The sequence below is a fragment of the Arthrospiribacter ruber genome, assembly GCF_019343195.1.
In the GTDB taxonomy this organism is placed as follows: Bacteria; Bacteroidota; Bacteroidia; order Cytophagales; family Cyclobacteriaceae; genus Arthrospiribacter; species Arthrospiribacter ruber.
On the sequence record NZ_RPHB01000002.1, the window covers coordinates 295,997 to 321,805 of the forward strand.

Here is a 25,809-nt window from a genome sequence, read left to right on the forward strand (position 1 = left end):
TCTCTTGACAATATAAACCAAAATAGAAGAGAACGATGACAACTACGATAACCTTAAAACCTTACAACTTTCAAACATCTCAACCTTCCAACCTTTAAATTCATACCAGCCATGCTTAGAAACTACCTAAAAATCGCCTGGAGAAACCTGTTTCGGCGAAAACTGACAAGCCTATTGTATGTCTCAGGACTGGGAATAGCATTGCTGTGTGTGATGTTTATGGGGATCTATATTCATGACGAAAGGAGCTTTGATAGATTTTTGCCTGAGTCTGACCTGATCTATCGTGTCAATATCGATGGTAAAATGGGCCCGGAAGAATTTTTGGGTGGAAATACACCGCCACCGGTTGGAAAGGCCCTTTTGGACAATTTTCCAGAAGTTGCAGACTATACAAGATTGTATTTGAATTCTCCGGAATTTGTGAGTTACCTGGAAGGGACAGAAAACAAAATATTTAAGGAAAGCAGGATGTTTTCGGTTGATTCCAATTTTCTGGATTTTTTCAAGTTTCCGGTTTTGGAAGGAAACCCAAAAACCAGCCTTCAACATACCTACTCAGTGGTATTGACAAAAAGCACCGCCAAAAAGTATTTTGGCGATCAGCAGGCCCTTGGCAAAGAATTACATTTTGATGAGTGGGGCAAGCCATTTTTGGTTACTGCTGTTTTGGAGGATTTACCTTCCAACTCCTCTCTTCAATTTGACCTATTGATCCCCAATGATGCCAATCCTGTCGTTCAGCGTTTTGATTGGAGCTGGGTTTGGTTGCAGATGAACACCTTTGTGAAGTTGGGTCCCGAATCGGCCAATCCCGAAACGGTAGCCAAGATCGAGGAGAAATTGCCATCCATGGTCAAGTTATTGGCCTCAGCACCATTTGAAAGGATAGGAAAACCTTTTGATGAATTTATCGCCAACGGTGGGAGGTGGGACTTTTTGCTGCAGCCAATGGAAGACATTCATTTGGGTTCCAAAGGCATTTACAGCAACCAAATTGCCCATGGAAATGCCACCACTGTCCATGCATTTATTTTTACGGCATTTTTGATATTGCTGATGGCCTGTATCAATTGCATGAACCTGACCACCGCCCAGGCTTTAAGGAGAAGTAAAGAAGTGGGAGTAAAAAAAGTATTGGGTTCTGCCCGTCAGCAGCTGATAGGACAGTTTTTGGTAGAATCATTCCTTTTCAGTGTTTTGGCAGTTATGCTTGGACTTTTTCTTATGGTGATGCTCATGCCTTTCTTCAATCAATTGACAGGAAAATCATTTGAATTGATGGATTTGATGACACCGGGTCATGCACTCGCATTGTGCTTTTTGGTTTTTATTTCCGTGTTGTTTTCGGGATTGTATCCTGCTTTTTACCAGAGTGGTTTCCGCCCCATGTCGATACTAAAACGCAATGTCAATCCTTCCAGCATTTTCAGCGAGCACACAACCAGAAATGGCCTTGTTGTTTTTCAGTTTATGATTTCCACAGCATTGATTATTTTTTCAATTGTTGTATTCAAACAGCTCAAGTATGCCAATGAAGTAAATCTGGGTTTTGACAAAGAACATATTTTGCTGTTAAACCAGGTCGAAAAAGCTGGAGTGACCCAAAAGACCCTGACGGAGGAGTTGAGACAAATACCGGGCATCGCAAATGCCAGTCTCGCTACTGGAGTGCCTTCGAAGAATGCATTTGGCGACTTCTATGTACCTGTATCTTCAGAAGGTGGTTCCGACTTACTCAAAGACCTGGCATTGGCCTCTTATATGGTTGATGAACAGTTTGTTGCTACTATGGGATTGGAGATCTTGTTTGGAAGGGACTTTTCTTTGGACTTCAATGATTCCACTTCTATTATCTTGAATGAAACCGCTGTACGTCAGATTGGGTGGGACCCTGAGACAGTGGTTGGCAGCTATATCAGGTATCCCGGCAACCGAAATCAGACCTTTGAAGTCATTGGGGTAGTGAAAGACTTCAATATAGAATCCCTCCATACCGAGATCATGCCTTTTGCCTTGTTTCATTTTTCTTCCAAGACTTATTATCCCCGACAAATGTACATCAGTCTGAGGTTGAATAATGAAAACCTTTTTCAGACCCTAAAAGACATCGAGGAGAAATGGCATACTCTTGTCCCTGGCCAACCCTACCAAGCCTCTTTCCTGGATGAAGAAATTGAGGCCATGTATCAGGCAGATCAAAAAGCAGGCTATACTTTCTGGGTGTTTACTCTACTGGCGATGATGATAGGATGTATAGGTCTGTTTGGCTTGGTAATGGCCACTGTTGAGCAGCGTGTCAGGGAAATCGGCATAAGGAAGGTATTGGGAGCGCCTGTTTCCAGCCTAGTGAGGGTGCTGTCGCAGGACTACATCAAGCTGATCTTTGTAGCAGTCCTGATAGCTTCTCCTTTGGCTTGGTGGGCCATGGGTTATTGGTTGCAACAATTTGCTTACCAAGTTGATGTCCATATCGGCTATTTCGTCATGGCATTCATGTTAGCCATAATGTTTTCTTTCCCAACAATCTTGTTCCAAACATGGAAAGCAGCCATCTCCAACCCAGTTGAATCTTTGAAATCAGAGTAAAAATAAATATTGAAAATATGTTGAAAAACTTCCTGAAAACTGCCTTTAGAAGCCTTGCTCGCAACAGGCTTTATGCCACCCTCAATCTGGTAGGTTTGCTTTTGGGAATGGCTGTCATCCTGATGGTCTTTTTGATCTATTCCTATGAAACCAGTTTTGATACATTCCACTCAGATGCGGACAGGATTTATAGGGTGAATACCCGGGCTGACTTCAATGGCTTTAAGATGGACAATAGGGGAGCACCAAGGCCCCTGTATGAATTGTTGGAAAGTGAATTGCCCGAAATAGAAAGCTTGGGGTTGTATCTGACTAATACCATGAGGAATTGGAAAGCCATTAGGGGAGGTGAAAAATTCACCATTGAAAATCCATTGCCTGCAGCTGTAAATAAAGGTTTTTTTAACATTTTCGATTACAATTGGATTGAAGGAAATTCCCAATCCATTTTCAGCATCCCAAACGGAGTTGCCATTTCTAGGTCACTTTCCGAAAAGCTTTTTAATGGTCAGGTCATAGGTGCAGAAATCTCGGCGGTTTACCATGATTATGAAGCCAAAGAAGACAAGTCTTTTGATTTTCAGGTTGCGGCGATTTTTGATGATTCCCGACCCAATACTGATTTCAAATCTGATATTTTTATACCCTATGAAGCCTATCAGGATTATCTGGGTATACAGAATGTTTGGGGCAGCCTTTCCTCCAATTTTCAACTCTACCCCAAACTTGGAGATCAAGTGGATAGGGCCATGGGGATAGAAAAGATTGAAAATTTTATCAATAAACAATTTCAGGAGTCAGAGAATACATTTATCCATAACTGGAGATGTGAATTGATGCCATTACAGGATATCCATTTTGATGGAATCTTCGGACATGACAATCCGAGAAAAGCAACTAAAGAGAACCTAAGTATTCTGCTGCTGGTAGGTTTCATAGTGCTTATTTCTGCCAGCATCAATTTCATCAACCTTTCAACGGCCTTTTCATTTTCCCGTGCCAAAGAAGTAGGCATCCGAAAAGTAATAGGTAGTCCTAGGATCTGGTTGGTGGGACAGTTTTTGGCAGAAACCTTCCTTTTGGTGATTACAGCTGGGATGCTATCCCTGTTTATGATTGAACTGGTCCTCCCACAACTAGGCCCTATCTATGAACTTGGAATATCAGGTAGTTTGGTTCGTTTCTTTTTGTCGCGTCCGGAATTCTACCTTTTCTTTTTTGGATTCGTAGTGATACTCACTTTATTGAGCGGCATTTATCCCGCCATGGTGTTGTCTGGTTTCAATCCGAATCAGGCATTAAGAACTAAACCGGGAAGCAACAAATCAAGTTTAGTCATAAGAAGGTCATTGGTCATCGTTCAGATCACATTATCCATGGTGTTGATTTTTGGTACCTTACTGGTCAACCGTCAGTTGGAGTTCCTCAATACCCAAGACCTTGGATTCAATCATGAACATACGGGTTACTTTTTTCTACCCTCCGGCCCAGAATCCCAAGAAAAGGCTGCTACATTGAAAGAAAGGGTGAAACTATTGCCTTATGTATTGGAAGCTTCCACAGCAGGAAGTCCCATCATCAGCACAGGTTGGTCCAAGAGTACTGCTGAGTTTGAAAAAGACGGTGAAAAATCAGAAGCATTTTTCGATACCAAATCAGTGGATCCAGAGTATTTCTCTGCTTATGGGATGCGTTTTTTGGCAGGTAAGGCATTTGAACCCGAGCAAAATGAAGTGATGGTGGTCAACGAATCTTTGGCCAGGGAAATCGGAGCCAATAATCCTGAAGATGCCGTAGGGAGGGAATTGACCATGAATGAAAAAACCTGGAGGATTTCAGGCGTGGTGGCTGATTTTCATTTTCAGCCCCTGAACAATGAAATCCGCTCCATCATGTTTCCAAAGCAGGATTTCGGTAATTTGTTCTCCTATAGGTTTAACCAAGGTGACTTCCAAGCCAATACCCTTGAGGTTGTCGGAATGGCCAAGGAACTTTTCGAAGTCAATGAATTCAAAACCTACACTGTATCTGAAGTGGTCGGAGGATTCTACGGAGAGGAGAAAAAATTGATCAAGGTATTGGGCTTGTTCACCTTCCTTGCCTATTTCATTTGTGCACTCGGAATGGTAGGTTTGGTATCCTATCTGGCATTTCAGAAGAGAAAAGAGATTTCCATAAGAAGGGTTTTTGGGGCAGGAATAGTACAGGTAACTGCCGGATTGATGAAAGAATTTGTGCTGTTGGTTTTTGGGGCGGCTGTACTGGCCATTCCCCTTGCATTGGTTTTCGGACAAAAATGGTTGGCTAATTTCCCCTACCGCACCGGAATAGGCATTGGAATCATCCTGGGAGTAGTACTGATCAGTGTTTTGTTTACGGGTTTTACGGTCTTTTTCCAGTCCCACTATGCAGCAAGCAGAAATCCGGCGGATAATCTGAGGAGTGAATAAGGTTTTGAAGATATTGATGGATACTTGGGGTATTTTGGAAAGATGTTTAAAGAAATATGCTTCGAGAAATATGATAGAAATATACTTTGTGAAACATGATGGAAATAGGTTGAAACTTGAGCTTATGCGGAAGTCTCAAGAACGGAGTGATTCTGGAGTTAGTTGCCTAGGATGTCTGGAAGAAGGCAAATGGGGATCTGTGTTGAATAATATTTCTATTTATTTCCACAATATTTCAACAAGAAAAACTACTGTTAAAGATAGAAAAGACTGTTATGCTTAGAAACTACCTAAAAATCGCTTGGAGAAACCTTCTGAAAACGAAAGCTTACTCCTTCATCAATATTTTTGGTTTGGTGCTTGGAATGGGATGTAGCCTGATCATTGGCTTATGGGCTTTTCAGGAGATCAGCTTCAACAAATTTTTCCCTGATGGAAATCTTGTATATAAAGTAAGAACAAATTATCTCTTCAACGGGGAATTATTAAATACTTCAATGACTCCAGCACCACTTGCGGAAGCATTGAAGGAAGAAGTACCACAGATAGAATATGCAGTCAAAATTGCAGATTGGGGACCACAACTCCTGATTAAAGACGAAAAAAATGCTTTCAGGGAAAAGGGGATTTTCGCCTCTGATGATTTTTTCAATATTTTTCAAATGAAAGTGATTTCTGGAAATCCTGTTGGGGCCCATCATTCAGGAGAACAGCTGGTGATTTCCCAAAGTGTTTCCAAAAAATTGTTTGGTGATAAATCCGCATTAGGAGAATTTCTGATGATGGAAAACCAAGAAGGCAATCTTAAAACCTATATGGTAGGCGCTGTCATAGAGGATGTTCCTGCCAACAGCTCAGTTCAGTTTGATTGGGTTGTCAATTTCAAGGAAATAGAACAACCATGGATGGGTTGGGGAAATACCTCATACACGACATTTGTCAAGGTACTGCAAAATACCTCAGGAGAAAGTTTGGAATCTGTTGCAAAAAATGTTTATGCCAACCATAGTGATTACGGGAAAGACAACTATCCCATTTTTCAGCCTTTGGCAGAAATACACCTGTTTGATGTGTTTGAAAATGGGAAGGCAGTTGGAGGTAGAATTTCCCTTGTAAGAAACCTTTCTCTGATAGGACTGCTGATATTACTGGTTTCTTGCATCAACTTTGTCAGTTTGGTGACTGCAAGAGCCAGTGTCAGAGGAAAGGAAATCGGGATAAGGAAAGTTATAGGAGCCAACAAAAAGGCTTTATTGACCCAGTTTGGGTATGAGTCTTTATTGGTTTCGGCCATAGCTTTGATGCTTACACTATTGGTAGTCAATCTGGTTTTACCTCTTTTCAACAGTTACTTGGGGACCCAGTTAACTTTGGAATGGGGAAGCCTCGGATTTTATGGGATAATGTTTGCCATTTGGCTTGTCGCTTCATTAATGTCATCCCTGTATCCTTCTGTTTTTCTTGCCAATTTGCCTGTGTTTAATGCCTTGAAACAGCAGGTTAATTTAGGATGGAGTGGTTCCTATTTCAGAAAAAGCTTGATTGTTGGACAATTTTTTATTTCCTCCCTGTTTATTGTAGGTATCATGGTCTTTTATAGCCAACAGGAATTTTTACGAAAAAAAGACTTGGGTCTTGAAAGGGAGAATGTATTGTATTTGCCCTTAGCTGGTGAACTTTACCATAATATGGAAGTGCTGCAACATGAGGCAATTAAATCAACAGCAATTGTTTCAGCGACGGTCTCTACCTTTTTACCTATCAATATACAGGCTCATTCAGGGGATCTTTCTTGGCCTGGCAAGGCTCCCGATTTACAGACACATGTGTCAGCTGCTTGGGTAGGATATGACTTTGCGAAGACCATGGGCATAACATTAAAAGAAGGAAGGGAATTTTCACCCCTTCATCCTGGAGATTCCCTGGCATATTTGGTCAACCAAAAGGCTTTGGATCTTATGGGAATTGAGGAGAATGCCATAGGAGAAGAAATTTCATTCTGGAATGGTCCCGGACAAATTATCGGAGTGATGGAAGATTTTCATTTGCAGTCATTACACAGCCCAATCACGCCTCTTATATTAGTGCTTGAGCCCGAAAATGCTTCATATCTTTTGGTTAGGACAGCAGAAGGAAGATTGGAACAGGCTATATCAGATCTAAGGACAGTATCTGAAAGCATTAATCCTGCTTATCCTTTTGAGTATCATTTTCTGGATCAAGAATATGAAAGGCTATACCTTTCAGAGCAAATGATAGGCAGGTTGATTCTGATTTTTGGGATAGTAGCCATTTTTATTTCTTGTTTGGGCTTGTTGGGTATGACGGCATTTACGGTTTCAAGGAAGGTAAAAGAAATAGGAATCCGAAAAGTTCTAGGTGCATCCATTATAGAAGTAGCCGCCTTGATTTCAAAAAGTTTTTTGGGATTAATCTTTCTGGGCTGGATAATAGCATTGCCGGTTGCATGGATGCTGATGGATAGTTGGCTGGACAATTTTGCATACAAAATTGACCTGCAATGGTGGTATTTTATTGGGGCGGGAGCTTTGACGATGTTGATTGCTTTGTTTACTGTGAGTTTTCAGTCTGTGAAGGCGGCGCTGATGAATCCGGTGGATAGTTTGAGAAGTGAGTAAGGAAAGGAGGAAGGGTGAGGGATGAGGTAGTGAATTGAAAAATGTTTAATTTAATTGATAATTGATATGAAAATCATCACTAGAGTTGCTCTGTTTTTTTCCATATTCCTGTTTTCGCAAACCTTGATTGCTCAGGAAAAAAATGACAATTATTCATTTTTTAAGCTGTATGTAACCAATGATAAGGATGAAGTTCTTTTGGTAAAGTGGAATAATGAATGGGAGATTGCCGGAGACAGATATAATGATCCTCTTTCGGTAAATGCATTCTTAGATAAAATGGCCTCTGACATGGGAATCAGGATCAAAGATCCAAAGCTATGTGGAATGTATACCCAAAGATGGAAAAACAGCACAAGCTTAACCCTCATGCAGTATTATCAGGCAAAGTATGATGGGGGTGATTTAAAAGTACCTGAGGATTGCAGTGACATAAAATGGTTTGGTTTTGAAGAAGCTTTAGATGTCATACCATATGAAAACATGACAAGGATAATGAAAGAAATAAAAAAACATCCCGGAAAGGTAATAGGTGCTGCTTTTGAAAGATACAGGGATGAAAACAACAATACCCAATTTATTACGCTTGAAGATTGGCATATTATGAATTAAAAATAACATTCACTTTAAATTTTCTCATCATGACTCACATCGCTATTCCCATCCCAACAGCTCCAGGAAAGCAGGACATCAAAATTGAAGTGACCATTAACAATCAAAAACAAGCACTTCATTACAAAGTAGAATTATTCTATTGGGATGAGTGTCAGAATCCTGAGGGCCATCGGGCCGACTGTATTTCAGAAATGCTCGCTCATCATGATCCAAATTGGGCACTCTACTACATTGGCGCCCCTACAGAGAAGTATGTCCCGATTACTTTTGTGGAGAAGAGAAAGGGTATAAGTTGAAATATGGTGGAAATATACTTCGTGAAACATGTTGATACTAGAACGATTGTGAAAGTCCCAAAAACTAAGTGATTCGGAATAAGATACTGCTTGGTTGCCAATAAAGCCTGATAAAAGGAAGAAAGAATCGGTGATGGAATATATTTCTGTTTATTTCCAGAATATTTCCATTGTATTTCAATCCTTTTAGAATAAAGATTAGATTACAGGTAAACTACTGAATAAAGGCCTGCTATGCTCAAAACTACATCGATTTTCTTGCCATGCTACGACACAACCTACTTTTGATTATTCGGAATTTCAAAAAGTTTGAAAGTACGATTTACATTAACATTCTCGGCCTTACTACAGGAATTGCCTGTGCGTTATTGATTTTCCTCTGGGTGAGTGATGAGCTCAGTGTGGACAAATTCCATGAAAAGGACAGCAGGCTTTACCAGGTAATGGTCAACAGGCAATCAGGAACCGGCGTCCAAACAGAAGAGATGACGCCTGCTTTTTTGGCGGAAGCTTTGGAAGAAGAGATGCCCGAGGTGGAAATGGCTGTCACTACTGCTTCCATACAAGGCTTTGATGATATAAGACTTACAGTTGGTTTTGAAGATCAGAACCTAAAAGAAATGGGCAGGTTTGTAGGTAAAGATTTTTTCAATATGTTTTCCTATGAATTATTACATGGTAATCCTGAGCAAGTGCTGGCTGAAAAAAATTCCATTGTTCTTTCTGAAACGCTTGCCTTAAAGTTGTTTAAATCCGCCGATGCTGCCATAGGAAAAATTGTGACCTTGAAAGTGAAAGAAGAAGGCTTTGTGGTTTCGGGGGTTTTCAAAGATCTACCTGCTAATTCTTCCCATCAATTTGACTTTTTGATATCATGGGATGCCTATAAAGAGTTCTTGCAGCCTCAGTGGTATGGTTGGGATGAGTTATTGTACCGAACTTACATTTTATTGCCAGAGGATATAGATCTTGACTTATTTAACAGTAAAATTGCTGATTTCATTAAAACAAAGTACAAAGAAACTCCGGATCAACTGTTTGTTAGACCCTATTCCTCCGGATACTTACATGGAAAGTATGAAAACGGTGTTCAGGCCGGAGGGCGGATAGAGTATGTGAAATTATTTTCCATCATCGCTGTGTTTCTTTTAATCATTGCCTGCATCAACTTTATGAACCTTTCTACTGCTAAGGCTTTTAGTCGGGCAAAAGAGGTAGGTATAAAGAAATCGATGGGAGCGAGTAGAAGAACATTGATGCTCCAGTATTTGACAGAATCCTATATGCTGACCCTTTTGGCGACTCTGTTTGCCTTAGGCTTGGTTATCATGGTTCTTCCCTATTTCAATCTTCTGACAGGAAAAAGTCTATCCTTGATCTTTGAATTAAGATTGGCCCTGGCAATTGTTGGTGTTGTTGCTTTTACCGGATTTTTTTCCGGAAGTTATCCTGCGCTCTATCTATCCGGATTTAAACCGGTTCTTGTTCTCAAAGGAAAATTACAAACCGGAAAAGGTGAACTTTCTGTCCGCCAAGGATTGGTAGTTTTTCAATTTGCGCTATCTGTAATTTTCATAGTAGCCGTTTGGGTGGTGTACCAACAAATCGATCTGATCCAGACAAAAAATCTCGGATATGACAAAGATAATGTGATATACTTTGACTCTGAAGGCTTTCAAGGGATTGGACAGGATTTAAGCTTCCTTTCAGAGGTCAGGAATATTCCCGGAGTATTGCATGCATCAGGAACGTCTGAAATTATAGTGAATCCAAGTGCTATAATGTCAGGATTGAGTTGGCCCGGCAAAAATCCATCTGAGGAGTATGTATTCAACGGTGCCGGGGTAATGGAAGGCATGATAGAGCTGCTGGGAATGAAAATAAAAGAAGGCCGTTCATTTTCCTATGATTTTCAATCGGATAGTGATCAGATCATTATCAATGAAGCTGCTTTGGAAGTTATGGGATTAGAAGACCCTATTGGTCAGGTTATAGATTTTTATGGGGATGCCGAAATTGTGGGAGTCGTTAAGAATTTCCATTACAAATCACTTTATGAGGAAGTCAAACCATTCGTTTTTGTTTTGGAGCGTGGTGCAATGCAGTTTATGGTGAAGCTTGAGTTAGGGAAAGAGCAGGAAAGCCTCGCAAAGATTGAAGAAGTCTACAAGAAATTCAATCCCGGGTATAACTTCAATTTTAAGTTTCTGGATCAGGATTATCAAGCCCTATATGCTTCAGAACAGCGTATTGGGATGCTTTCCAGGCATTTTGCTGGGGTTGCAGTAATTATTTCATGCCTTGGTTTGTTTGGTTTGGCAGCTTTTACAGCCGAAAGAAGAACAAAGGAAATCGGCATCCGTAAGGTGTTGGGTTCAAGTGAGTGGAAAATCATCAAACTGTTATCCGGTGACTTTGCAAAAATGGTATTGATAGCAATTGCCATAGCCTTACCCTTAAGTTATTATTTGACTGGAAATTGGCTAAACAATTTTGCCTACAAAATCGACTTGAAATGGTGGTATTTTGCAGGAGCGGGTATCCTGACTATGGTCATTGCTCTGATGACAGTAAGTTTCCAATCTATAAAGGCGGCATTGGCGAACCCGGTGGATAGTTTGAGAAGTGAGTAATATTCAAAAGAGTTAAAATATTAACCAAGTCATTTTCATGCTACACCCAACTGAATTTTTGCAGCCTGTATATGGTTTTCATCCTGAGTCTCAATGGCAAAAAATCCATAAGCCAAAGGTGAAGCGGCAGCCCTTTCCGCTGATTGTTCAAAAACACCATTCCAAATTTCACCTCCTTGCTTTTCATACTCAGCTATTAAATGTCTTAGACTTTCTTCTCCGAAGACCGTGAGATGCCCTGAAAAATCAATAGCAATATCACTGACCTGTGCAGTTGTCCAATCAATAATTCCACAAACCTCTCCATTTTTGTATGTAAGAATATGCCCAGCATACAGATCTCCATGGATAAACTTTGTGAAATTTGGCCACAACTTATCATTGTCCAGCCATTTATTGTATCGGTTTTCCAGTTCATTACTGATACCAATTTCAGATTTTACAATCTTCAAGCGATCATGGATCTCTAACTTCAGGCTTTCAGCTGATTCCATTTTCAGATTCATTTTAGAAGTTTCATCCTTTGGAATCGCATGCAATTCAACCAAAGACTTTGCAAGTGAGGTAATATAATGGGGACTACTTTTAGCCATATTCCAAGTAACCTTATATGTCACAGCATCATAGGTCAATGCCGGCTTCCCTTTCAATAAAGGATATGCCACCAACTCATCAGTTGCAATTTTCCAATCTGGAACCTGAACAGTCAGGTACCTGTGAACCAATTGTAGAATTAATTTTTCCTTCCTTATCTGTTCACCCAGATCAGATCTTCTTGGAATCCGCAGCAACCATTGGTTTCCCTCTTTATCCATGGCAAAGCAAACTTTGAAATCAATTCCCATTTCATTGAACTGAATCTTACCTGAAAGCATCAAACCATGTCTTTCTGCAAGATTATGGATTTCATCATTTGTCATATCTTTAATTTATTTTGTAAACGTCTCTTTGGACATTCTGATTCTAAAATGGTGTAAGATCATTCAAATTAGTAATGTTAAAGAGGCTAAAGAAATGCGGCATTCTTACTCATTTCCCAAGTTTTTGATTTCAATCAATTGCCGCATATGCCGCAACGCAAATTCAAGGACATCTTCAGATTTGTCCATAAAGATATCGGGAGCAATACCATATGGATCTATAGGATTGGTTTCTACATCCCGCGCTCTTACGCTCAAAGGATATCTCAAAGTTACGCAGCCCAACTCAAGTTCAGCACCATTGAATCCGTCTATTATCCCTGCTGTATTTTGCCCATAAACCGTTACTCGTGAACTTTTTTTGGCTTTCAAAACAAAGGTTTCTCCTGAACTTACGGTTTTGTCACTGGTCAGAACAGCAATTCTACTTGGTTGGCCATATATCGTATCAGGGCTATAAGTATAGGTCTCACTTCCGAAAGTCAATAAAGTATCCATGCTACTATAAAATAATTTAAACATGGCCTTATCCTCTTCATCCTCTAATTCATCAAGGTCTTCCTCAGCCACCCCTACTCCCATTTGCGTTTTATTATAAGCACTCAAGTAGTGATAAACATTCGGCATCTCTATGGGGCCTGATAGGATATAGGGCATCAAAGGATAGTAGACAGCATCATACCCACCGCTATTCTTTCTTACATCTACCACCATAAAAGGAGCCTTAATTATCTGCTCATGGTACTCTGTCAGGACATTTTCCAGGCTTTTGATGGAAGAAAGCATAAAGCCGGGAAATCTGAAATACGGAATGTCTCCTTCAAGCATCTCAAAATGAAAACCCTCATAATCCATAGGCTCGGGTTGTACTTTAAAAGCCCTATGGTCTTCAGGCCAAACCTTATACCAGTCATTCAAGCCTTCAAATTGGAGTAGTCCTGCATTTTTAAGCTTTGACTCCACCGGTTTAGGTCGGTGATCACCCATATAAAAGGTTGCTTTAAAATCATTACCGTAAACTTTCTTCAGAGAAAACTTAACTTCATCGGCTTGCCAGTCCGGATTTTCACTCCGAAGAACCACCCCGACATAATCCCTTTCATTGCCAACAGGATCTTCCTCAGGGATAATGGCCACCCGATAGCTACCGCTTTCCCAAATACCTAGCAAGTCCTCCTGCTCAGTTTCGACGGGAAACCCATTTTTAAAATTGTCTTCTCCCAGAGCAACACGTTCATATACCTTCTCACTCTTCTCCTGAAAATTAAGCCACATATGCCCATCCCTGAAAAATCCCAACCAGGTGTTGAGTAGCTTTTTGCACTCCTCAATATCGGAGATGGTTCCAGCCTCTTGCCTTATTACTGCTGTAAAGGCATTGTACACTTCTCTGTTATTTTCCTTTACCTTAAATTTAAACAAAGAATAGTTTTGTTCTACTCCGACACTCAAGGCATCAAAAGAATCCTCACAGGAGCATTCTGCATGTGATTCTTCCAAATTATCAGCAACTTCAGTTTCTAACTGCCCAAAACTGAAAAAAGATATTAAAATCATTAACAAAGTAAATGTATGCTTCATATGTTTGTTAAATTAAAATCAACCCTCTATGAAAATAATGAACCACTTCCTTTATCCTACTTTGTCCCATTAAGAATTGGCCAAAAATAAAGATGAAGAACCACAAGTGCTGGCAATTCTTTTCTTTTCTAAATCTTTTTATTATTCAAGCGATCAAATATAACTAAAGGCCGAGAGAATATCTCCACTCCTACGCAACTCATTACCGGAATCTGTAGATTTGTAGATGGACAAGTCAAACCAAAAAAGTACTTTACTCCCTATCCTAGACATTGGAAATTTTCAGGCCAACAACCTTGAAGGCCTCTGTATTTTAGATCACAGTATTGAAGGAAAAAGTAAAATTGATCCACCCCATAAACACGATTTTTTTCTTTTCTTCCTCATTGAAAAGGGAGGTGGTTACCATAGGATTGATTTCACCAGTTACCCGGTCAGCAACAAGCAGCTTCACATACTCAATCCAGGGCAGGTCCATGATTGGGAATTGGATCAAAAAACTAGAGGATACCAGTTGATGATCGGAAAAAATGAATTTGAAGAAATGGGTGGAATCCTTTATTTTCTGTCCTTATATCAAGTAAAATCCCCTGTACTCCAATTATTAGATGAAGAATTCATGATTTTTCACCATGAATTTCTACAGATTCTCAATGAATCCAAGCTTCCTAAACCGGACAAGGGTATTGTCCGCTTCCGTTGTAACATCATCATCAAATTGATTATCAGAGAAATTGAAAAAATCACTACCCAACATCACCGGCCTTTGATACCGGAACTGTTACTAAAATACCTTTCCGATATTGATGAATTTTACAAGAAAGAAAAATCGATGGTCTTCTATGCAGAAAAGCTGAACATCACACCCAACTATCTCAACATCATCTGTAAGAAACACCTTGGAAAAACTGCATATTCTCTGATAAAATCAAGAATATCCCTGGAAGCCAAACGCTTACTTTCTATCAGTAATATTACTGTTAAGGAGTTGGCATTCGAGCTTGGTTTTCAGGATCCAGCGAACTTTTCCAAGTTTTTTAGGGAAGAAACTGGGACTTCGCCAAGTGATTTTAGGAGTAAGTGATAAAATTCACCTGAATCCAATTGAAATGTATCACTAAGAAAGCAACCCACTTTCTAACTTTGGAATAAATTTGCTTACTATGTCAGATAAACAGCTCAACAGAAGAAACTTCCTTTCACAAACCATAGCCCTAACAGGAGCAGGTCTATTGACATCAGGCCTGGGATTTGCGAAAAATGACAAGTCATTGGAAAGCAAATCATCGCTTTCAAACAATACCTTGAAGAACGTAAGATTGGAAACAGGTTTTATCAAAGATGAAATAGAAGTGATTGCCACAAAAACTGACTTGTTTACAATCGTCCTCGAGGATGGAAAAATAAAGGAAATCCTACCTAATGATCCAGCTGCTGATGCCATAAATGCAAAAGGTTATCTGATGCTTCCCGCCATGAAGGACATGCACATCCATCTGGACAAAACCTATTATGGTGGTCCATGGAAAGCAAGAGAGAGTAAGTTCCGTACGGTAAAAGAACTGATAGAGCATGAAAAGGAAGTAATCCCCACCTTGTTGCCCCACTCAACTGAACGGGCACAGAAACTCATAGAACTATTGCAGTCCAAGGGTACTGATTATGCCCGAAGCCATGTCAATATTGAACCAACATCCAAACTGGATTCGCTAAAAAACCTTCAGAAGGCACTTGAAATTAAGCAAATGGGTTTCGGGGCTGAGCTGGTAGCCTTTCCCCAGCATGGCATTTTTTATTCAGGTTCCCAGGATCTGATGAAAGAGGCAGCAGGTATGGGTATTGACTATATAGGAGGAGTTGATCCTTTCTCCATCGATGGAAATATTGAGAAAACCATGGATTTCACTATTCAGCTTGCTTTGGATCATGGTAAAGGTTTGGACATCCACTTACATGAAACCGGTGAATCAGGTCTTAAAACCTTGAATTACCTGGTGGCTAAAGTCAATGAAAATCCGGTACTTAAAGGCAAGACCTACCTCAGTCATTGTTTTATCATGGGTGCATTGGATGAAAAAACCCTTCAGGCAACATGTGAATCCCTAGCTCAAGCTGACATCGGAATTACTACTACAGTACCCATAGGGTATAGCGTAATGCCTATTCCAAAAATGATTGACCATGGTATCAAGGTAATGTCAGGCACAGACTGCGTCACTGATCACTGGCAGCCATTTGGTACGGGGAGTATGTTGGATAAGGCCAAAACCATGGCTGAGCTATACCGGTACAACCATGAATATGGATTATCCAGATGCTTGGGAATCGGAACAAAAGGAGTGACACCATTGGACAAAGATGGAAAACAGTCATGGCCAAAAGTTGGTGATGAAGCCAGTTTCAACCTGATTGATGCATCCTGTTCCGCAGAAGCTGTGGCCAGGCTTTCTCCCGTCATTCAATTATATCACAAAGGTAATTTGGTATATGAACATGAAAATTATTAGATACACCAAGATAGGAACTTTTACAAAAAGAAACTGAAAACTATAAAGGGCCTTTCAGTTTTAAAACTTTTTGCCTTCTTTTGGGCTACCTTCACGGTCAATGTACATTCCTTCTGTTCTTGCCATCGCTTACTTAAGTCAATGATGAAACGCTTTATCCAATGTTCAATCATAATAACTTTTGCAATCCTAAAAACACCTGAATCCATAGGACAAAACATTACAGGTTATTTAAAGCTTATAGAAGTAATTGACCAAAAAGAACATTTTGAATCTGAAAAAAGGACTCGTATAGCTGAATTAAGGGAGAAAATTGAAGCAAAAAATCAAAAAGACAACTATTATGTCAGAGATCTTGAGTCACTCCATAAAATTTATCTGAAATATAACTTTGACTCTGCGATACATTTTGGATTGTTGATGGGCCAAGAGGCTCGACGCTTAAATAGAGAAGATTTAGAAATCCTTTCCAGGATTAAAATAGCCAATACCTTGATAAGTGCCGGCATATATGGGCCGGCACTAGATTCCTTAAACAAGGTTTTTGAGGAAAAGATACCAGTCTCGCATAAGGAAGAATTTTTCTTTACCAAAGCAAAATTATTTTTTGACATGGCAGATTACAATGGAAGCTTTTACTTCCACCAACTGAATGATTCCGGCCTTATTTATCTCGACTCAGCTTTAATTCACACTAAAGATCAAAGTTTACACGGTTCTTATTCCGGTCTAAAATTGCTCCGAAAAAGAAATTTTGACGAAGCTGACATGGTCTATAGTAAACTCCTGAAAGAATTTTCACTCGATGACCGACAATTTGCAGTAGATGCCAGCGCATATTCCTATATTCTGGAGCAGAAGGGAAACAAAAAAGAAGCTATTGACTGGTTGGTCGAAGCTGCAATTTTGGATATAAAGACAAGTAATAAAGAAAACCTGGCCTTAATTAAACTCTCTCAAATGGCATATGAACAAGGAGAGCTTGACATATCCAGCAAATTTCTTCTTTCTGCCTTGGAGGATGCTATCACATATGGTGCAATTCAAAGGAAGTTTCAGATATTGGATATTTTACCTGTTATTGATGCAGCCAAATTAGAATTAACTGAAAATCAAAAAATTAAATTCCAGGTTTTATCCATTGGCTTAGTAATACTATCTTTATTTATAATAGTTTTTCTGGTAGTAGTACTCCGTCAATACAAGAAACTGAAAGAAGCAAGAGATCTTCTCAGAAGGTCAAACATAAAGCTGAAAGAAGCTAACCTGATTAAAGAAGAATACATTGGATATTTTTTCAAATCAAATACTGAGTACATGCAGAAACTGGAAAAATTGACTTCAGGAATTGATTCAAAACTGATAAATAATAAAATTCACGAAATCAAACCTTTGTTAGCCAAGTACAATCAAAAAAAGGAAAGGCAAACCATGTTCAATGCCTTTGATTCTGCATTTCTGAAAATTTTCCCGGATTTCGTCCCCCAGTTTAATTCCCTATTTCTTGAGGAAAACCAAATTTTATTAAAAGACAACGAACTACTTAATACTGACCTTCGGATATTTGCCCTGATGCGATTAGGTATAACGGACACTGAAAAAATTGCTCTTATTTTAAATTATTCAGTAAGCACCATCCACTCTTACAAATCAAGAATAAAAAGTAAGTCTATAAAATCAAATGAGGAATTCGAAGACGCTATCAAGCAAATTTCATCAATATAGATTTTCTTAAGAATCATCCCGATTTTCAGAAAGACCACAACTTTTATGAGTATAGTGGCTTAGTTTTTTAAGTGAAACGGTTTGATTCTACTCTAAACTAATCATACATATTTATCTGGTTTACTGATATTTATAATTTTTATTCTTTGATTTCACTTAATTATGGTTTGATTTTTTGTGAATCTTTTCCAACAATCTAAAATTTGGATGTTTACAATTTTCTTTGGGAGAACCGCATTGATGGTTCTCTCATTAACCCAAAATCATAACCAAATGTACCCTCCCATTTTCAAGAATTCAGATCCCTGAAAACTTCTATCAAAAATAGAAGCACATTCCAACATCACATTATAACCCCAGAGGCAACGCCATATGGATTGCACTGGAAGGATATTGTCTAAACCTTAAATAACCTGATAAATGAAAAAAAAATACCGATTCAAAAATTTTCAAGTGAAATGGCCCATTTTTCTATGGATGCTGGCTTTGTCATGTAGCCAAATTCATGGTTCTTTTGCCCAAAATCAAAATAATTACAGTGGAACTGTAAAAGATTCGCTAAATGAGCCTATACCAGGGGTGAGTATTGTAATTAAGGGCACCACTATTGGAACTGTAAGCGATTTGGACGGAAGCTTTAACCTACCTGTAAGAAGTGATTCAGATATATTAGTATTTTCTTTTATTGGCTATGTTACTCAGGAAATTCCAGCTCAGAACAACAGCATAATAAATATTGAATTGTTGGAGGATATGGTAGGCCTAGAAGAGATGGTCGTAATCGGATATGGAACTGCGCAAAGAAAAGACCTTACAGGAGCTGCTTCAAATATTACCAGTGAAAACTTCAATAGAGGTGCTATAACCAATCCCCTTCAGCAAATAGCAGGAAGGGCTGCAGGAGTCAACATAACTCAGGTTGGCAGTGAGCCTGGAACCAATCCAAGTGTTCGGATCAGAGGTATTACTTCCCTCATCGGTGGAAACGATCCATTAGTTGTAGTAGATGGTATTCAAGGAAATATGGATTTACTGAACCAAATACCAACGGCCGAAATTGAGTCAATTGACATTTTGAAAGATGCTTCAGCTACAGCAATTTATGGCTCTAGGGGAGCAGCGGGTGTTATCATCGTAAGTACAAAAAAATCCAAAGCTGGAGTATCTACAATAGAATATACCGGTACTACCTCAGTAGATGTTTTAGCCAATAGACTGGAAATGCTCAGTGCCGAAGAATGGAGAAGACAGGCAAACCTTTGGGGAGTTCCCGCATCAGCTGATTTTGCTTCGAACACTGATTGGTACAACATCCTTACCCAACAAGGCATGACCAATAACCATACGGTATCCTTAGGAGGAGGGACAGAGAACTTCAACTACAGGGCATCAATTGCTGCGATTTTACAAGATGGAGTAGTAATTAACTCCGGTAATAGCAATTACATTGCTAATATACAAGCAACCCAGTCCGCTTTAGAAGGTAGGTTAAAGCTTTCTTTCAGCTTAAACAACAGCATTAGAAATAATCAAGGTAGTCCAGGGAACATCGGGCGTGCCAGTTTCACTTCCAATCTTATTTCAAACGCATTTGTTTCCAGGCCTACCGATCCAGTATTTTTTGAAGATGGAAATTACTTCTCTGATCAGAATGTGTTTCACTATATTAACCCTTATGCGGTAGCCCAGACGGTAATCAATGAATCCGAGACAGTCAACCAATTTGGAAGTTTAAAAGCAGATTTTGAAATAATTGAAGGACTGAACATAAACTGGTTTGGTAGTTGGAGGAAAATCAACCATAACTCAGGCTATTTTGCCCCTGTATCTTCAACCATTCCTTCGGCAATAGACCAAAATGGAATCGCGAATGTTTCTAACAACCGTACTGATGAAAAACTAACCAATTTAAGTCTTAATTATCAAAAGGATTTGGGGCACCATTCTTTCAATGCTATAGGAGTGTATGAATGGCAAAGGCAGACTTACCAAGGAAGCTTTGCTCAATCAAAAGGCTTTATCAATGACCTTACCTCCTACCATGCCTTGCAACTGGGCTCAATAGATAGGCATTTGCCCGGTGACATATCTTCTTATAAGAACGACCGTACATTAATTTCCATTCTGGGCAGGATCAATTATAATTATAATGATCGGTACCTTTTCACTGCAAGTATGAGAAGAGATGGATCATCAGTATTTGGTGCTGGTAATAAATGGGGCAATTTTCCTTCTGTTTCGGCTGCTTGGAGACTATCGGAAGAAAAATTCCTAAATGGATTTCAGGCCGTTTCTGATTTAAAATTTAGAGTGGGATATGGCATAACAGGTAATCAACAAGGACTATATCCTCAACAGTCACTCCAATTGGTGAATGCTTCCGGCACCACATATTTTGGAGAGTCACTGATCAATAATTATGTGGTTTCTCAAAATGCCAATCCAGATTTGATGTGGGAAACGAGACATCAAACAAATATTGGAATAGATTTCTCATTATTTAACCATAAAATCGGTGGTACCATTGACGTATTCTCAGCGACTACTAACAACCTTCTGTTCCATTACAGTGTTCCGCAACCTCCGTTCCCATATGGTTCTATGGCTGCCAATATTGGCAGTGTGCTAAATGAAGGAATTGAAGTAAGTCTGAATTACTCCTTACTGGAAAACAAGGATTGGTCCATCATGTTAGCAGGAAATTTTTCTCTTTTGAGAAATGAGGTACTGAGTTTAAGCGGTTCTTTGAACGGGGTAGAATTGGTCACCAATAATGTAGGATGGGGTATGAACTCCTTTTTGATTGAAGGTTATCCGATAGGTACATTTTTCATTCTTGAAAATGATGGCAAAGAAGCAGGCACAAATGAAGAACGGGTAGTGGATAGAAATGGGGATGGCATCATTGATCAGGGAAACTTCAGTGAGGATCGCTATATAGCTGGTTCTGCCTTACCTACTTATACTGCTGCATTCACACCTAAAATCAGGTATAAAAGGTTTCACCTGGATATGGTATGGAGAGCGTCAGGTGGTAATAAAATCTATAACCGTATCCGCAGGGATTTTAGTATGTATGAAACGCTTGGAATCTCTAACCTGCTTCAAAGCGCTGAAAACCTCGGTCTGTTCACAACCCAATATGCTTCTGATCTATGGTTGGAGGATGGTGACTTTATCAGGCTTGACAACCTTACTTTGAGCTATGACCTAATGAATTTGAATTCAAGGTGGTTTAAATCCAGTGTTGTTTCAATTACCGGCAACAATTTACTCCTGTTTACAAAATATTCCGGATTAGATCCCGAACTCAATGCTTCTGGAGGAAGTGGTACTGGAATGGACTTTGGCATTTATCCAAGAACAAGAAGCATTGCACTTAGTCTACAATTTTCGTTTTAATCGAAAACTTTGAACAGATCAATTCAAGCAATATGTATATACCCAGGTCAGAAAGAGAAACTGTATTCAAACTCCAATATCGCTTAATGAGCTAGGTGTAAGATTTAACAAAAATAAAGACAATAATAAACATATGAATAAGATATCCTCAATAATCATAATCCCGGTTTTACTATTTTCAGCTTGTATGGATGTGGGAGAAAAGGTGTATGACAAATATTCCGCAAGTGAATTTTATGCCACACCTGAAGGTACAGCATCGGCCTTAGCCGGAGTCTACGCCCAAATCCCCGGCAATTGGGGCGGTGTAGGTTATGCCGGAGCTGATAATGGTTGGTACGACCTGAACTGTATGACAACGGATGAACAGGTTATTCCACATAGGAATACAGGTGATTGGCAACTAGACTTTGCCCGCTTGCATCAACGGCAGTGGTTACCTGCTGATGGAATCAATGCAAATGCCTGGAATTGGCTTTACCGATCGGTATTTCTTGCCAATCTCGCTGTGGAGCAATTAGAAAATGCCGGAGCTGAACCTACTTCTATTGCAGAGGCAAGGGTCTTACGTGCCTTCTTTTACTATTTACTAATGGATGCTTATGGAAACGTCCCTCTTTATGACAGCAATGATATTCCTGTCAATGAAATCCAACAAGCCAATAGATCAGATGTTTTTGATTTTGTCAGTTCAGAACTAGAAAACTATATCGAAGATCTAAGTACAAGCAAAGGGGGGCAATATTACGGGAGATTTACAAGATGGGCAGGCCATGCCCTACTTGCAAAAGTATATTTAAATGCTGAGGTATATACAGGAACAGCTATGTGGGAAAAATGCCTGGAACAAATCGAAAAATTAGAGTCCGGAGGCTTCTCTTTACACCCTGCATCAAATGATCCTTCCCATCCTTTGGGAAACACCTATTATAATCTATTTGGAGACAGGTGTCCTGATGATGAAACCATTCTTGCTATCTATACCCAATTAGATGTAGTAGGAAGAAATATTCTTACTGTCAGAAGTCTTAGGGGAGCAGATGGCAACCTACTCATTGGGGCCAGTGCATGGAATGGGTCTGTAGTCCCACAGGGCTATGTGGAAAAATTCAGTGATAATGACATCCGAAAGAGACAATTCCGGTTTGGTAATACGCCCTATGGCCCTCGTCCAGCAGGATTTATGGTTTATGAGCTTGAAATTTCAAACTTGGATAATCCTGGCGCTGACCCACTTGCTGGAGCCAGAAACATTAAATTTTGGCCAGCAGCACCTGTAAATAGCGGGGGGGCATCTAACGACTTCCCCATTTTCCGATATGCAGATATCTTGTTGATGAAAGCAGAATGTCTTATCCGCACAGGCAATCCCCAACAAGCCAAAACATATGTGGACCAAATCCGGGAACGTGCAGGGCTTGATGCTTTAACAGAAAACCCAACCTTAGAAGATGTTTACGAAGAAAGAGGTTTTGAACTTTCATGGGAAGGCCACAGAAGACAGGATATGATACGATTTGGGACATTTACCCAAGCAAATGGTTTTATCCCTGCTGTTGATGACACTTATTTGCTATTCCCTATTCCTACCCATGCACTGAATACTAACCCTAACTTAAATCAAAATCCAGGTTGGTAATACAATTCACCTAATAATCTATAAGAATCCGGATCTGAATAAAGTCCTAAAAGCTGGGTACTTCAACATTTGGTTCGGTTTCCATTGACCATTTAAAAGCAAACATATACCTATGAAATACTCTAATCTTGGAAGGATATTGAAATTATTTCTTTATCTGCCCTTTACTGTGTTCATCTCTTGCCAGGAAGATGCTGAACTTACATATTTACGGTCTGTAAATTTTGATCAAGCCCCGGAGATTGACAATCATTTAATTGTATTAACTGAAGATAACTTTGATTCTGAGGAATTGAGCGTTTCTTGGGGTGAAGTAGACTTTCATTTGGATGCACCCGTAACTTTTAGCATTCAATTCACTGTAATTTCTGATACAACTTTTTGGGAGCAAGCACATACAGTTGAAGTAGGAAATAATCGATACCAGAAATCCTTTACTGGACTGGAGATTAATGAAATTGCTTCATACCTCGGTCTGGAGCCCAATGAACAGCACAACATGGCACTTAGGGTCAGTGCCTTTGTCAACAGGCCTGTTTTTTCATACGCCGTTCCTTTCTTATTGACCCCCTTTGAAGCAATACTCTCCTACCCCAGTTTATGGGTTCCTGGTGAATATCAGGGCTGGGATCCCAGCACAGCACCACAGTTGGTTTCAAAGAATAGTGACGGGATTTACGAAGGCTACTTTTATTTACCTGACGGAGGTTCAATGGAATTCAAGCTTACTGCACAACCTGATTGGGAGCCTATGGCATATGGTGATGGAGGAGATGGAGTTTTGATTGAGGCAAATTTCCCCGGAGCAAATTTTTCTGTATCAGAAGGTGGATATTACTTGTTCTTGGTAGATCTCAATGAGATGGTTTACCAGCTTAAAAAAACTGAATGGGGAATAATCGGTGGTGCTACCCTAGGTGGTTGGGAAAATGACACTGAAATGTCATTTGACCCTGTTTCCCAAACCTGGAACTTGGATACTTTCCTCACGACTGATGGAAGTTTTAAATTTCGTGCTAATAGAAACTGGGAACTGGATTTTGGAATTGATGAAAATGGTCAATTGGCTTATGCCAACCATCCTTGGTTACCATATAATGACCAGCCCCAAATATCAGTAACCCAATCGGGCAACCACAGGATCATTTTAAACCTTAGTGACCCAGAAAATTATCATTTTGAATTAATACAACTTTAAAATATTGGATTCTTAAATTCAAAGTAAAACTCACATAAAATGAATATACTTAAAACAGTACTTCTCAATTTATTAACATTAGTAATCATAACATCTTCAGCTTGTCAGCATGAAGAAATACATTTTGAAACAGAATTTCCAGATCAGGAAACATTTACCCAATACGGAACACCTTTTCAGAATGTACCGGAAACGGAAGACATTATCATGTATGAAGTCAATCCATTGGTTTTTAGTTCTCAGGGAAACCTGAACGGGGTCATGGAAAGGCTGGATGAAATCAAGGCCTTGGGAGTAAATGTAGTTTGGCTAATGCCCATACATCCAATCGGAGAAGAAAGAGGTATCGGGTCACCCTATTCCATAAAAGACTTCTATGGGATCAACCCTGCATACGGAACATTGGAAGACTTGAGGAAGTTGGTTCAGGAAGCCCACAGCAGGGACATGGCGGTAATTATGGACCTGGTAGCCAACCATACTTCATGGGATAATCCTTGGATTACTAAAAATAGATCCTGGTATGAACAGAATGAGCAAGGTGAAATCAAATTCCCTCAAAACTGGACTGATGTTGCCCAGCTAGATTACACTAATCCATCATTAAGAGAAGAAATGAAAAAGGTGATGGAATATTGGGTACTAGAAGCAAATATCGATGGATATAGGTGTGATTATGCTGATGGTGTACCTGTGGATTTTTGGACGGAAGCGATCAGCAGTTTAAGATCAATTCCGGACCGGGAGATCATAATGTTTGCCGAAGGAGCTGAAAAAAGCTTGTTCAATGCAGACTTTGATATGATTTTCGGCTGGAACTTTTACCACAGATTGAAAAATGTATTCACCGAAGAAAGGTCGGCCAATGGTATTTTCCAAGCACATAATGAAGATTACAGTAACCTCAGGGAAGGTGCACACTTTCTACGATTTACTACCAACCATGATGACAATGGATGGGATGCTACTCCATTGGAAATTTTCGGTGGGAGTAAAGGTGCATTAACTGCATATGCAACTACGGTTTTTATGGGCGGTGTGCCAATGATGTACAATGGGCAGGAAATTGATGTTCCTGATCAAATACCATTTTTCTTCCCAAAGACTTACACCATAGATTGGTCAATCAATCCAGATGTTTTTGAGAAGTATTCTGAGATCAACAGGCTTAGAAACCAAAATCCTGCATTGAGGAAAGGTGAATTAAAGCGCCTTTCTGAAAGTGATGACGTGATATCTTTCACCAGAACCCTTGGAGAAGATGTGTTTTTTCTTGTTTTCAATTTAAGGGACAGGAATTCCAACTTCCTAATTCCAGAAGAAATCAGCCAAATGGACTGGACTACAATTTATGGAGATGATGGGTCTTTTGGGAATGAAACACTGGAACTTTCAGGATTTGAATTCAGAGTTTATAAGTCCCTTAGCAATTAAGAATTGTATTACAACACCAATATAGCCAGGCTGGCCTAAATAAATGCCTGGCTATATCATTTTTTAAAGCAGCAAAATAAATAATGTCATAGACAAGCTATTCGGCAGTTCCAAATAAGCCAATGATTTGTATTGAGCCTGTACCCGGAATGGAAGGTTGACTACAGGGTTCTATCATATA

Annotated in this window: 15 protein-coding genes; 13 read left to right on the forward strand and 2 right to left on the reverse strand. The window is 39.6% G+C overall.

All coding sequences use genetic code 11. From position 1 onward, the window contains the following. Positions 1 to 111: 111 nt before the first annotated feature. The 6 genes from EGN73_RS04280 (at position 112) to EGN73_RS04305 (ending at position 11,222) form a co-directional block, all read left to right on the forward strand. Positions 112 to 2,589, forward strand: a complete 2,478-nt coding sequence (locus EGN73_RS04280; RefSeq protein WP_219287239.1) for an ABC transporter permease — start codon at positions 112 to 114, stop codon at positions 2,587 to 2,589. Between the two features lie 17 nt (positions 2,590 to 2,606). Next, positions 2,607 to 5,039, forward strand: coding sequence for an ABC transporter permease (locus tag EGN73_RS04285; protein WP_219287240.1), 2,433 nt, complete (start codon positions 2,607 to 2,609; stop codon positions 5,037 to 5,039). A 275-nt stretch (positions 5,040 to 5,314) separates the two neighbouring features. Further along, complete coding sequence (locus EGN73_RS04290) at positions 5,315 to 7,678, forward strand: ABC transporter permease (RefSeq protein ID WP_219287241.1); 2,364 nt, start codon at positions 5,315 to 5,317, stop codon at positions 7,676 to 7,678. A gap of 66 nt (positions 7,679 to 7,744) precedes the next feature. Then, the gene (locus EGN73_RS04295; RefSeq protein ID WP_219287242.1) at positions 7,745 to 8,290 is read left to right on the forward strand and encodes an NUDIX hydrolase; all 546 of its coding nucleotides are present in this window, start codon (positions 7,745 to 7,747) and stop codon (positions 8,288 to 8,290) included. A gap of 29 nt (positions 8,291 to 8,319) precedes the next feature. After that, positions 8,320 to 8,589 carry a hypothetical protein gene (locus tag EGN73_RS04300; protein ID WP_219287243.1) on the forward strand — a complete coding sequence of 90 codons (270 nt, stop codon included), beginning with the start codon at positions 8,320 to 8,322 and terminating at the stop codon, positions 8,587 to 8,589. 263 nt (positions 8,590 to 8,852) lie between these two features. Further along, positions 8,853 to 11,222 (forward strand): ABC transporter permease, encoded by a 2,370-nt coding sequence (locus EGN73_RS04305; protein ID WP_219287244.1) that lies wholly within the window; start codon positions 8,853 to 8,855, stop codon positions 11,220 to 11,222. Positions 11,223 to 11,257: 35 nt separating this feature from the next. On the opposite strand, the gene mph is transcribed toward EGN73_RS04305, so the two are convergent. Beyond that, on the reverse strand, positions 11,258 to 12,142 hold the full coding sequence (mph, locus tag EGN73_RS04310; protein ID WP_219287245.1) for an Mph(E)/Mph(G) family macrolide 2'-phosphotransferase: 885 nt from the start codon (positions 12,140 to 12,142) through the stop codon (positions 11,258 to 11,260). A 105-nt stretch (positions 12,143 to 12,247) separates the two neighbouring features. Next, the gene (locus EGN73_RS04315; RefSeq protein ID WP_219287246.1) at positions 12,248 to 13,723 is read right to left on the reverse strand and encodes a S41 family peptidase; all 1,476 of its coding nucleotides are present in this window, start codon (positions 13,721 to 13,723) and stop codon (positions 12,248 to 12,250) included. Positions 13,724 to 13,949: 226 nt separating this feature from the next. On the opposite strand from EGN73_RS04315, the gene EGN73_RS04320 reads away from it, so the two are divergent. The 7 genes from EGN73_RS04320 to EGN73_RS04350 all read left to right on the forward strand — a co-directional run bounded on the left by EGN73_RS04320 (position 13,950) and on the right by EGN73_RS04350 (position 25,628). Continuing rightward, positions 13,950 to 14,807, forward strand: coding sequence for a helix-turn-helix domain-containing protein (locus EGN73_RS04320; RefSeq protein ID WP_219287247.1), 858 nt, complete (start codon positions 13,950 to 13,952; stop codon positions 14,805 to 14,807). A gap of 79 nt (positions 14,808 to 14,886) precedes the next feature. After that, positions 14,887 to 16,230: an amidohydrolase gene (locus EGN73_RS04325; protein WP_219287248.1), complete on the forward strand. Its 1,344-nt coding sequence runs from the start codon at positions 14,887 to 14,889 to the stop codon at positions 16,228 to 16,230. 141 nt (positions 16,231 to 16,371) lie between these two features. Continuing rightward, positions 16,372 to 17,955, forward strand: a complete 1,584-nt coding sequence (locus EGN73_RS04330; RefSeq protein ID WP_219287249.1) for a DUF6377 domain-containing protein — start codon at positions 16,372 to 16,374, stop codon at positions 17,953 to 17,955. 420 nt (positions 17,956 to 18,375) lie between these two features. Continuing rightward, positions 18,376 to 21,357: a SusC/RagA family TonB-linked outer membrane protein gene (locus EGN73_RS04335; RefSeq protein ID WP_219287250.1), complete on the forward strand. Its 2,982-nt coding sequence runs from the start codon at positions 18,376 to 18,378 to the stop codon at positions 21,355 to 21,357. 133 nt (positions 21,358 to 21,490) lie between these two features. After that, positions 21,491 to 22,996: a RagB/SusD family nutrient uptake outer membrane protein gene (locus tag EGN73_RS04340; RefSeq protein ID WP_219287251.1), complete on the forward strand. Its 1,506-nt coding sequence runs from the start codon at positions 21,491 to 21,493 to the stop codon at positions 22,994 to 22,996. A 112-nt stretch (positions 22,997 to 23,108) separates the two neighbouring features. Beyond that, positions 23,109 to 24,194 (forward strand): SusE domain-containing protein, encoded by a 1,086-nt coding sequence (locus EGN73_RS04345; protein ID WP_219287252.1) that lies wholly within the window; start codon positions 23,109 to 23,111, stop codon positions 24,192 to 24,194. Positions 24,195 to 24,233: 39 nt separating this feature from the next. Further along, positions 24,234 to 25,628: an alpha-amylase family glycosyl hydrolase gene (locus EGN73_RS04350; protein ID WP_219287253.1), complete on the forward strand. Its 1,395-nt coding sequence runs from the start codon at positions 24,234 to 24,236 to the stop codon at positions 25,626 to 25,628. The last annotated feature ends 181 nt before the right edge of the window (positions 25,629 to 25,809 follow it).

Bases quoted from the DNA above. Each gene is read 5' to 3' on its own strand.
- EGN73_RS04280 (WP_219287239.1), top strand. From the start codon at position 112: ATGCTTAGAAACTACCTAAAAATCGCCTGGAGAAACCTGTTTCGGCGA.
- EGN73_RS04285 (WP_219287240.1), top strand. From the start codon at position 2,607: ATGTTGAAAAACTTCCTGAAAACTGCCTTTAGAAGCCTTGCTCGCAAC.
- EGN73_RS04290 (WP_219287241.1), top strand. From the start codon at position 5,315: ATGCTTAGAAACTACCTAAAAATCGCTTGGAGAAACCTTCTGAAAACG.
- EGN73_RS04295 (WP_219287242.1), top strand. From the start codon at position 7,745: ATGAAAATCATCACTAGAGTTGCTCTGTTTTTTTCCATATTCCTGTTT.
- EGN73_RS04300 (WP_219287243.1), top strand. From the start codon at position 8,320: ATGACTCACATCGCTATTCCCATCCCAACAGCTCCAGGAAAGCAGGAC.
- EGN73_RS04305 (WP_219287244.1), top strand. From the start codon at position 8,853: ATGCTACGACACAACCTACTTTTGATTATTCGGAATTTCAAAAAGTTT.
- mph (WP_219287245.1), bottom strand. From the start codon at position 12,142: ATGACAAATGATGAAATCCATAATCTTGCAGAAAGACATGGTTTGATG.
- EGN73_RS04315 (WP_219287246.1), bottom strand. From the start codon at position 13,723: ATGAAGCATACATTTACTTTGTTAATGATTTTAATATCTTTTTTCAGT.
- EGN73_RS04320 (WP_219287247.1), top strand. From the start codon at position 13,950: ATGGACAAGTCAAACCAAAAAAGTACTTTACTCCCTATCCTAGACATT.
- EGN73_RS04325 (WP_219287248.1), top strand. From the start codon at position 14,887: ATGTCAGATAAACAGCTCAACAGAAGAAACTTCCTTTCACAAACCATA.
- EGN73_RS04330 (WP_219287249.1), top strand. From the start codon at position 16,372: ATGATGAAACGCTTTATCCAATGTTCAATCATAATAACTTTTGCAATC.
- EGN73_RS04335 (WP_219287250.1), top strand. From the start codon at position 18,376: ATGAAAAAAAAATACCGATTCAAAAATTTTCAAGTGAAATGGCCCATT.
- EGN73_RS04340 (WP_219287251.1), top strand. From the start codon at position 21,491: ATGAATAAGATATCCTCAATAATCATAATCCCGGTTTTACTATTTTCA.
- EGN73_RS04345 (WP_219287252.1), top strand. From the start codon at position 23,109: ATGAAATACTCTAATCTTGGAAGGATATTGAAATTATTTCTTTATCTG.
- EGN73_RS04350 (WP_219287253.1), top strand. From the start codon at position 24,234: ATGAATATACTTAAAACAGTACTTCTCAATTTATTAACATTAGTAATC.